This is a genomic window from Kitasatospora sp. NBC_00240, assembly GCF_026342405.1.
Classification (GTDB): Bacteria; Actinomycetota; Actinomycetes; order Streptomycetales; family Streptomycetaceae; genus Kitasatospora.
Window position 1 is genome coordinate 1,135,922 of record NZ_JAPEMU010000001.1, and the last position, 10,124, is coordinate 1,146,045.

General features: G+C 76.8%; 8 protein-coding genes. 4 read left to right on the forward strand and 4 right to left on the reverse strand.

What is annotated here, in order from left to right:
- Positions 1 to 142: 142 nt before the first annotated feature.
- The 4 genes from OG689_RS04790 to OG689_RS04805 all read right to left on the reverse strand — a co-directional run bounded on the left by OG689_RS04790 (position 143) and on the right by OG689_RS04805 (position 5,941).
- The gene (locus OG689_RS04790; RefSeq protein WP_266318001.1) at positions 143 to 1,582 is read right to left on the reverse strand and encodes an MFS transporter; all 1,440 of its coding nucleotides are present in this window, start codon (positions 1,580 to 1,582) and stop codon (positions 143 to 145) included.
- On the reverse strand, positions 1,579 to 2,844 hold the full coding sequence (locus OG689_RS04795) for an LLM class flavin-dependent oxidoreductase (RefSeq protein WP_266318002.1): 1,266 nt from the start codon (positions 2,842 to 2,844) through the stop codon (positions 1,579 to 1,581). Before OG689_RS04795 ends, OG689_RS04790 begins: the two co-directional genes overlap by 4 nt.
- Positions 2,845 to 2,890: 46 nt before the next feature.
- On the reverse strand, positions 2,891 to 3,958 hold the full coding sequence (locus tag OG689_RS04800; RefSeq protein ID WP_266318003.1) for an LLM class flavin-dependent oxidoreductase: 1,068 nt from the start codon (positions 3,956 to 3,958) through the stop codon (positions 2,891 to 2,893).
- A gap of 228 nt (positions 3,959 to 4,186) precedes the next feature.
- Positions 4,187 to 5,941, reverse strand: a complete 1,755-nt coding sequence (locus OG689_RS04805; protein ID WP_266318005.1) for a LuxR family transcriptional regulator — start codon at positions 5,939 to 5,941, stop codon at positions 4,187 to 4,189.
- Between the two features lie 208 nt (positions 5,942 to 6,149).
- Between OG689_RS04805 and OG689_RS04810 the strand changes: the two genes are divergently transcribed.
- From OG689_RS04810 to OG689_RS04825, 4 genes are all read left to right on the forward strand, one after another.
- A complete protein-coding gene (locus tag OG689_RS04810) occupies positions 6,150 to 6,977 on the forward strand; it encodes a 2-oxo acid dehydrogenase subunit E2 (RefSeq protein ID WP_266318007.1) in 828 nt (275 codons plus the stop codon).
- A 76-nt stretch (positions 6,978 to 7,053) separates the two neighbouring features.
- Positions 7,054 to 8,142, forward strand: a complete 1,089-nt coding sequence (locus tag OG689_RS04815) for an alpha/beta hydrolase (RefSeq protein WP_266318009.1) — start codon at positions 7,054 to 7,056, stop codon at positions 8,140 to 8,142.
- A gap of 134 nt (positions 8,143 to 8,276) precedes the next feature.
- Positions 8,277 to 9,164 (forward strand): AfsR/SARP family transcriptional regulator, encoded by an 888-nt coding sequence (locus tag OG689_RS04820; protein ID WP_266318011.1) that lies wholly within the window; start codon positions 8,277 to 8,279, stop codon positions 9,162 to 9,164.
- On the forward strand, positions 9,161 to 10,033 hold the full coding sequence (locus OG689_RS04825; RefSeq protein ID WP_266318013.1) for an alpha/beta fold hydrolase: 873 nt from the start codon (positions 9,161 to 9,163) through the stop codon (positions 10,031 to 10,033). The genes OG689_RS04820 and OG689_RS04825 overlap by 4 nt, the downstream gene beginning before the upstream one ends.
- Positions 10,034 to 10,124: the final 91 nt, after the last annotated feature.

Sequence of the window (10,124 nt, forward strand, 5' to 3'; positions counted from 1 at the left end):
GGGTCCGGACCTCCGGGACGCTGCGCCGCAGGTTGCGCGGCCGGCCGGGAGCCGGGGGCGCGCCGAACACCGGAGCACGCCGTGTACCGGGACACGCTGTGTACCGGGGCACGCCGAGTACCGGGGGCGGGCCGGCCGCTCCTCACCCCACGGCCCCGTCCCCGGCGGCGGGCGGCGCCGTGCCGGACGCCTCGGCAGGCGGCCCCGTGCCGGACGCCTCCACCGGCGGCCGGGCGGCGAACGGGACCAACGCGACCGTGGCCAGGGTGTAGAGCAGGACGACGACGAAGGCGGAGCCGAACCCGCCGACGGCCACCAGCACGGCCAGCCCGACCGTTCCGCCGAGCCGCTGGGAGACGTTCAGCAGCCCGGCCGCCGCTCCGGTGAGCTCCGGCGGCGCGACCAGACCGGCCCGGGTGACGGCGGCGAAGGCCAGGCCGATGCCCAGGCCGAAGAGGCAGAGCGCGGGCAGCAGGCCCTCGGCGTAACCGCCGGGGGTGCGGCCGGCCAGCAGGGCGGCGCCCGCGACCGTGGCCGCGCTGCCCGCCAGCAACGCGGAGCGCGGCCCGGCGCGGGCCTCCAGCGGGGCGGCCAGCCGGGCGCCGGCGAAGACCAGCACGCTCCACGGCAGGAAGGCCAGCCCGGTCGCCGCCGGGCCGAGGCCGAGGCCGCGCTGCAGATACTGGGTCAGCAGGTAGCCGGAGCCGAAACTGGTCGCGGAGAGCAGGGCCAGCAGGGCGTTGGCCGCGGCCCGGCGGCGGTCCGCCACCAGGGCGCGCGGCACCAGCGGCTGCGGGGCCCGGCGCTCGGCCACCACGAAGGCCGCCAGCAGCAGCGGCGCGGCGGCGGCCGGCGCCAGGGTGCCGGCGGACGTCCAGCCGCGCTCGGAGCCGTGCACGACGGCGTAGGTGAGCGCGAAGCAGCCGAGGGTGGCCAGCACCGCGCCCGGCACGTCGAAGCGGCCCGCTGTGCGCGGCGACTCGGGGATGTGCCGCCGGGCCAGCAGGGCCGCGGTGGCGCCCGGCAGCACGGTCAGGAACATCACCGCCCGCCAGGACAGCGCGTCGGTGAGCACCCCGCCCAGCACCAGGCCGATCGCCCCGCCCACGCCGGACACCGCGCCGTACACGCCGACCGCCCGGGCCCGGGCCGGGCCGTCGAACAGGGTGCCGATCAGGGCGAGCGCGGTCGGGGAGGCGATGGCCCCGCCGACGCCCTGGACGGCGCGGGCGGCGATCAGGACGGTGCCGTCGGGGGCGGCGCCGGCGAGCAGGGAGGCCGCGGTGAAGGTCCACATCCCGGCGAGGAACATCCGCCGCCGGCCCAGGACGTCCCCTGAGCGGCCGCCGAGCAGGAGCAGGCCGCCGTAGGTGAGCACGTAGGCGTTCACCACCCAGGACAGCCCCGCGTCGGTGAACCCGAGGTCCTCCCGGAGCCGGGGCAGCGCGACGTTGACGGCGCTGGCGTCCAGCACCACCATCAGCTGGCAGGCGGCCAGCGCCGCGAGCGCCGGTCCGGGGCGGGGCGCCGCGGGACCGCGGCCCGCCGGGCGGGGCCGGTGCTCGCGGGGCGGCGCGGTCACCGGACGGCGCCGGGCTGCCGGGCACTCAGGCCGAGGTTCTCCCGCAGGGTGGCCCCCTCGGGGTAGGCCGTGCGCAGCACCCCGCGTTCCTGGAGGTGCGGCACCACCCGGTCGGTGAACTCGTCGAAGCCGACCGGGTTGAGGTGGCCGGCCAGGACATAGCCGTCGGCGGCGCCGGTCTGGACGTTCTCGTCGATCCGGGCGGCGACCTCGGTGGGGGTGCCGACGAAGGTGTGCCGGAGCAGGCTGCGGATGGCGAGTTCGCGGATCGACAGCCCTTCGGCGGCGGCCCGGGCGTACATCGCCGCCGCAGGTGAGCCGGGCGGCCCGGCGGGCGGTGGCGGCGGGTCGTCGGGGTCGCGGCCGGACAGGTCGGCGCCCCATTGCTGCCCGATCCGGGTGAGGGCGACCGCCGGGGTCACCTGGCGCAGGGCCACCTCGCGGGAGCGCTCGGCGGCGTCCCGGGCGGTGTCGCCGAGGACGAACCCCGCGCCGGGCATCACCTTGAGCGAGTCCGGGTCGCGGCCCAGGGCCCGGGCCCGGGCGCGGATCGCGGTGCGGAACCGGCGCCCGTCGGCGGGCCGGTCGTGCAGCGAGAAGACGATGTCGGCGTGCCGCACCGCGAAGGCCTGTCCGTCGGCCGAGTCGCCGGCCTGTACGAGGACGGGGCGGCCCTGCGGCCCGGGCGGCAGGGTGAACGTCCCCTCCAGGTCGATGTGGGTGCCCCGGTGCCGCTGCGGGGTGCTGGTGCCCCCGGCCCAGAGCGCGGTGGCCGCGCGGACGAACTCCTCGGCCCGGGCGTAGCGGTCGGCATGGGCGAGGTGGGCGCCGCGGCGGAAGTTCGCGCCGGCCTCGGGGTCGGCGGTGGTGACGATGTTCCAGCCCGCGCGGCCGGCCGAGAGGTGGTCGAGGGTGGCGATCTGGCGGGCGAGTTCGTACGGCTCGTTGTAGGTGCTGCTCATGGTCGGCACCAGGCCGATGTGCCGGGTGACGGCGGCCAGGGCGGACATCACGGTCGGACTGTGCGGCCGGCCGGCCACCTCCAGGTCGTCCAGCCGTCCGGCGTGCTCGCGCAGCCGCAGCGTCTCGGCGATCAGGAAGAAGTCGAAGCGGCCGCGCTCGGCGGTCCGCACGGCGTGCCGGAACGAGGCGAAGTCGATCTGGCTGCCGGAGCGGGGGTCGTCCCAGATGACCCAGACGCTGTGCGGGAAGGTGGCGGCGAGCAGGACCTGACGGCGGGCGCCGGGCGGTGGTACGGGCATCGGGGGCTCCTGTGGGCCGGGCGGCGGACGCGGTCGGTGGGCAGGATCAGCGGCCGGGGCGGGCGGCGGGGCGGGGCAGGCCGAGGCGGGCGCGGAGGGTGTCGGCGTCGCGGCGGCGGCGGAAGGCGCCGCGTGCCTGGAGGGCGGGCACCACACCCCGGGTGACGGCGGGCAGGTCCTGGTCGACGGAGGCGGGCAGCAACCGGACGCCGTCCAGCCCGGCGGCCCGCCAGCGGAGCAGTGCGGCGGCCAGCGCCTCGGGCGTGCCGGCGAACGCGCCGGGGCCGTCCGGGCGGCGGGCGGCGGCCCGGCGCGGGTCCCCGTCGAGGGCGACCGGCAGGTCGGCGAAGACCAGCAGGGGCGGGCCGGGCCGGGCGGCGGCGGCCTCGGCGGCGCGCAGCAGGGCGGCCTGTTCGCGGGCGTCGTCCGGGTCGGCGGCCGTCAGCAGCGCCAGATCCGCGCTGCGGACGGCGAGCCGGCGGGAGCCCTCGTCCCGGACGGCGACCAGCACGGGCGGCTGCCCCTGCGGCGGACGCGGGGTGACGGACGGGCCGCGGACGGCGAAGCGCGGGCCCCGGTGGGCGACGGGCCTGATCCGGGCGCGGTCCAGGAACAGGCCCCGGGCGGTGTCGCGGATCTCGGCGCCGTCCTCCCAGGAGTCCCAGAGCGCGCGGATCACCTCGACGGCCTCCGCGGTCTCGTCGAGCCGCTCCTCGGCGGTGCCTCCGGTGCGGCCCACCGTCCCGTCCTCGGCCCGGTCCAGGCCGGCCCTGACCAGGCAGCCGGCCCGGCCGGTGGTGACGAAGTCCAAAGTCGCGACGGCGGTCGAGAGGTGGAACGGTTCGCTGTGCGTCGGGGTGACGGTCGGCACGATCCCGATCCACCGGGTCAGCGCCCCGAGCGCGGCGCCGAGTTGGACGGCTTCCGGGCGGGCACCGCCACCGGGCGGGGGCGCGTGGGCGTCGTCCAGGGTCAGCAGGTCGAGCAGTCCCCGCTCGGCCTCGGCCGCCCGGCCCGCCCAGACCGCCGCCGGCGCGGGCACGGCGGGTGGCGGCTCGCCACCGGGTGCCCCGTCCAGAGCGACCGCCAGGTGCAGCGCAGTACCGACGTCCACGAAACCCACCGTGCTCTCCCCCGGCCGCGCAGCGACGGGATGCTCCTTGCCGCCCGTCCCCGGCGGGCGGGGGCAGCGCAGCACGGGACGCTAGCCGGGGAGCGGGAGCGCGGACAATCACCGTTCAGAGCCGCTTCAGCGGGACTTCAGCAGGGCCTGGGCACAGGTCCGGCCGGGCCGGGGCGGCCCGGGGAGCCGGCGGTGGTGACCGGCGTCCCGGGCCGCCCGTCAGGCCGCCGACTGCACGACCATCCGGACCAGGGCGGCCCGGGAGCCGATGCCCAGCTTCCGGTAGGTGCGGGCGAGGTGGACCTCGACGGTGCGGGCACTGAGGCCGAGCCGGTCGGCGATCTCGCGGGTCCGCAGGCCGGTGCCGACCAGCTCCGCGATCTCGCGTTCGCGGCCGGTGAGCGCGGAGAGCGCCGCGTCGCCGGCGGGTTCCGAGCGGGCCGCGGGCAGCGCCCGGACGGCCCGGCGGCCGGTGCCGCCGGCCGGGCGGGGCCGCGCGGCGGCCTCGCCGGTCGCCGGGGCGTCCGCCCGCACCTCACGGTCCGCCCGGGCCGGGCGGCCCCGGCGCTCCACGTGGCCGAGCCGGGCCGCCGTCTCGGCGAGCAGGGCGCGTGAGCCGGTCCGGGCGGCCACCTCGGCCGCCGTGTCCAGCAGTTCGCGGGCGACCCGGTGGCCGGGATCGGTCGCCTGGCCGGCCCGGTCGACGGCCGCCAGGGCCGTGGAGAGCCAGTGGCCGGCCAGCGCGAGGTCGCCGCCGCGCAGGGCGGCCCGCGCCGCGGCGGTGAGGACCGCCGCGTCCTGCGGGTCCCGGCCGGGGGTGGCCCGTTCGGTGTGCAGGGCGCGCCGTTCGACCGGGGCGCCGCGCGCGGCGAGCACGGCGATGGCCCTGCGGTGCGCGGCCTCCCGCCAGCAGGCGTCGGTGCCGTCGTACACCAGCCAGCGCACCAGCGGATGCCGGAAAACGCTGCGCGTGGTGCCGAACAGCGGGCGCAGCAGGTCGACCCGGCGCAGCCCGTCGAGCAGGCGGCAGACCTCCGGCTCGGGGAGTCCGGCGACAGCGGCGACCGCGCCGGCGTCGATGTCGTCGCCGAGCACGGAGGCCGCGGCGAGGACGGTCTGCTGCTGCGGGTCGAGGACGCTGAGCTCGGTCACCAGGTGGCGGGCGAGCACATCGGGAAGGCCCGCGTCGGCCGGGAGTCCGCGCAGGTCGGCGAGCAGGCCGTCGGGGCGGCCCACCTGCCGGCCGGGGCAGATCCGGGCGAGCGCCTGCAGGTAGAGCGGGTTGCCGTGGGCGTCCCGGTGCAGGAGGCGCAGCCGCGGATCGGTGGCGTTCAGGTCGAGCAGGTCGGCGGCCTGGGTGAGGCCGAGCGGGGCGAGTTCGGTCCGCCGGACGGTGCCGAGCTGGCTGCCGCGGGCGAGGGTGGCGCGCAGCCGTTCCGGGGCCTGCCGGGGCCGGTAGGAGACGACCAGGGCGAGCGGCGCGCTCACCGGCCAGCGCACCAGCCGGTCGAGCAGCGCGAGTGACGCCGGGTCGGCGGCGTGCACGTCGTCCAGCACGATCAACAGTCCGCGACAGGTGTGCTGTTCGAGGAGTGCGCGTAACCGCTCCGGCGTGGGGCACCCGGTGCCGTCGTCCACGGAGGTGGCGATGCGGCGGATCACCGCGAGCAGTTCCTCGCGCAGCCCGGCACGGTCGGCGAGGCCGAGCCAGCCGCGCAGCACCTGGATGAAGAGGCTTCCCGGCAGGTCCTGTTCGGCCGGGTCGGCGAGGCCTCTCAGGACGGTGAAGCCGCGTCCCGCGGCGGTCTCGGCGAGCCCGGCGAGCAGCCTGGTCTTGCCGCTGCCCGGGTCGCCGGCGAGTTCGACGGCGGACGCCCGTCCGTCGGCCACGTCGTCGAGGACGGCGAGGAGTTGACGGTTCTCGGTCTGCCGGACGGTTTCGGTTCGGATGCAGATGTCTCGGACTGCGATCACGGCTGGGTCATCCCTCCCCCGGTGCCCGGCGGAGCTGGCGGGTCCGCCCGAGGCTGCTTTCGATCGTAGCCACGCCCAGCGGCCACCCGGACGGATGACACAAGGATTTCACAGTCGCCGGTCTCGGACCGGCCACCGGGATTCAGTCACCGATTAGCCCGTTGCGTCAGGCTCGGCACCTCTGCCGGTACGACGGAGGGATCATCCCATGGGCAGTCCGACCGGGCGCGCACCCCAGCTCGCGCCGCCACCGCGGGAGCGGCGGCACACCTTGTTCTTCCTGGAGGCGATCCGGGACTTCTCCCCGGTGTTTCTGGACACCGAGATCGACGCGACCAGGCTGCTGGCCGACCGGGAACGGGCGCGGGCCGACGGGCTGCGGCGATCGGTGGCCGGCTACGTGCTGGTGGCCGCCGGCGGTGTGCTGGCCCGTCACCCGGAGGCCAACGCGGCCTACCGGGGCGGGCTGCGCCCCAGGCTGGCCAGGTTCTCCACGGTGGCCGGGAAGATCACCCTGGACCGCACCCTGGACGGCACCCGGGTGGTGCTCTCCACCGTGGTGCCCGAACCCCACACGGCGGGGCTCGCCGAGGTGCAGCGCCGGCTGGACCGGGTCCGGGACGGCGATCCGGCCGAACTGCCGGAGTTCGCCGGGATCCGGGCCCTGCACTCGCTGCCCTGGCTGCGCGGCCGGTGGCGGTTCGCCCGCGCGGCCCGTGACCTGACCCTGCGTCCGCTGATCACCGGCACCTTCGCGGTGACCTCGCTGGGCCACCGGCCGGTGGACGGCTTCCACTCGGTGGGCGGCACCACGATCACCCTCGGCGTCGGCCGGATCGTCGAGCGGCCGGTGGTTCGCGACGGCGCGATCGTCGCCGCTCCGGTGCTGCGGCTCAGCCTGGCCTTCGACCACCGGGTGATCGACGGCGCGGAGGCCGCCGACGTGCTGGCCGAGATCCGCGAGGCGCTTCAGGAGTGGCCGGCCCCGGCGGGCGCACCGGACCGGCCGCAGGCCGACGCCCGGTCCGCCCGGTGAGCGGGGCGGGGCAGGGGGCCGGCGGCACGGGCGGACGGCGCAGGCAGGGACGGGAATGACGAGCGGAGTGCACAGGGTGACCAGCAAGGCGCCGGCGAACGACCTCGCCGAGCTCAAGCAGTTCGTGGTGGCACAGGCCACCTCGCAGGGCATCACCCCCGAGCAGTACGGGGCGGTGCTGGACGGCGTGGTCGACGACGGCGACGGCGGCCCCGGCTCCTGGGTGCGGGGCTGGACGGAGGCCGGGGAGCGGCTGGAGAAGGAGGGCAGGCTGCTGGAGGCCGGTCGCTTCTACACCATGGCGCGCTTCCCGTACCCGTCCGGCTCCGCGCGCCGGGAGGCCGAGGAGCGGGCCCGCGCCGTGTTCTCCCGCTGGGCGTCGGGCTTCCCCGGCATCGAGCGGCTGGAGGTGCCGACGCCCGCGGGCCCGGTGGCCGCCTGGGCGGGCGGGTTGTCGGCGGAGGACCCCAAGCCGCTGCTGCTGATGTCCGGCGGGATCATCAGCCTCAAGGAGCAGTGGGCGCCGGTGCTGCTCCAACTGGCCGAGTTCGGCCTGGCCGGGGTGGTCACCGAGATGCCGGGGGTGGGTGAGAACCCGCTCCCGTACGACCTGTCGGCGCCCGCGCTGCTGCCCGCCGTCCTGGACGCGGTCGCCGGACGGGCCGACACCTCGCGGACGTACGCGCTGGCGCTGAGCTTCAGCGGCAACCTGGCCCTGCACGCCGCGCTGGGCGACCGCCGGATCCGCGGCATCGTCGGCGCGGGCCTGCCGGTGCACGACTTCTTCACCGACCGGGCCTGGCGCGCCACCGTCCCCCGGGTCACCGTGGACACCCTGGCGCACCTCGCCCGCACCCACCCCGACCGGGTTTTCGAGGAACTGGGCCCGCTGGCCCTGGACCACCGGCGGCTGAGCGCGGTGGACATCCCCGTCGCGCTGGTCGCCAGCGCCCGCGACGAGATCATCCCGCCGTCGGACACCGAGCGTCTGCGGCGCTCGGTGCGCAGCCTGCGGCTGCGGGTGCACGACGACGTCCACGGCTCCCCCGGGTACTTCCCGCAGACCCGGCTGTGGACCTTGCTGACCGTCCTGCGGATGACCGGGGACCGGCTCCCGCAACGCCTCGCACTCGCCGAACAGTTGCGAACCCTCGACCGGGGGTGATCCTGGTCACGTGCCCCGTACGTACCCCCGGTACGCACGGGGCCCGGGTCGCTACGTATACGTGAATACGCTGATGCGCCATGCCGTCCGGCGCGACAACCTGAGGTGGCCGACACACACTCAGGGAGTCCGCATTGAGATACGAAATTCTCGGAAGCCTGCGCGTCGACACCGGGAGCAGCACCTCGACCGTCAACGCCCGGAACATGGAGGTCGTCCTGGCGACCCTGCTGGTCAGGGCGGAGGAAGTGGTCCCGATACCGCAGCTCGGCCACGAGATCTGGGGTGATGCCCCACCCCGCCGCCATCTGGCCGCCATCCACGTCTACATCTCGCAACTGCGCAAGCTGCTGGCCGACGCCGACCGGCCGGAGAGTGTCATCGCCACCCGCTCCCCCGGGTACGTCCTGCGGCTGGGCCCGAGCGACCGGCTGGACTCCGAGGAGTTCCAGCAGTTGATGCAGAGCGGGCGGAAGGCCGCCCGGGCCGGGCGGCCGGAGGAGGCCGCCGTCGCCTTCGAGGCGGCGCTGGAACTGTGGCGCGGACCCGCGCTCGGCGACCTGCGGGCCGGCCCGATCCTGGAGGGCTTCACCACCTGGGCCGAGGAGGCCCGGCTGGAGTGCGTCGGCATGCACATCGACGCCGGGCTGGCCTCCGGGCGGCACCGTGAACTGATCGGCCGGCTCTACTCGCTGGTCGCCGAGCACCCGCTGCACGAGGCTTTCCACCGTCAGCTGATGATCGCGCTGTACCGCTCGGAGCGGCAGGCGGACGCGCTGCGGGTGTACCGCTCGGCGCACCGCATCCTCACCGCCGAGCTGGGCATCGAACCCGGCCGGGCGCTGCGTGAGGTGCAGCGCGCGATCCTGGCCGGCGACCACCGCCTCGACCTGGCCGGCCCCCCGCGGGCCGACCGGGCGGAGCAGCCTGCGGACCTCGACGACCGGGCCGACCTCATCGAACGAACCGTCGCCCGCCGCACGGCCGGCGACGCCCGCACCGGACGCCGGGAGGCGGCATGAGCACCACGGGAACCGCGCACCACTCGTGGCCGAACGGCACCGCCACGACCGGGACATCGGACGGAATCGCGAGCGGAACCGCGGCCGGGACGTCGACCGTGGCCGGGGCCGGGCGGGAGGAGACCTCGCTGTGGGTCCGGCACTTCCACCGCCGCCCCGACGCGCCCGTCCGGCTGGTCTGCCTGCCGCACGCCGGCGGCTCCGCCTCGATCTTCCGGCCCTGGGCGACCGCGGCCGGCCCCGGACTGGAGGTGCTCGCGCTCCAGTACCCGGGCCGTCAGGACCGCTACCGCGAAAGGGCCGTGGAGGACATCGCCGAACTCGCCGACCAGGCCGCACCCGCGATCCGTGCGGCGGTCGGCGACCGGCCGTACGGCCTGTTCGGCCACAGCATGGGCGCCCTGCTCGCCTTCGAGCTCACCCGCCGGCTGGAACGCACCGGCCACGGCCCCGACCTGCTCGCGGTCTCCGGCCGCAGGCCGCCCTCCGACGTCCGCACCGAGGAGTACGCCCACCTGGTGGACGACGCCGCGCTCACCGCGCACCTGCGGGAGCTCAGCGGCACGGACCCGCGCCTGCTGGCCGACGAGGAGGCCCTGCAGATGATCCTGCCCGCCGTCCGCGCCGACCTCACCGCGGTGGACCGCCACCAGGTCGCCACGGGCGCCACGGTCGACGCGCCCGTCCTCGCGATCACCGGGGACGCCGACCCGTGGGTCACCCCCGGCGAGGCCGCGGCGTGGCACCGCCGCACGACGGCCTCCTTCGACCTGCGGGTGTACTCCGGCGGCCACTTCTACCTGGAGAACCTCCAGGACGAGCTGCTGGATCTGCTCGGCGGCCGCCTCGCGCCCGCCGGCGCCCGCTGATCCCGGTCGCGTCCGAGCACGAAGCCGGGGTGGCAGGTCGGTTCCTCCGACCTGCCACCCCGGCTTCGGTGTGTTCGCCCGACCACCCCGG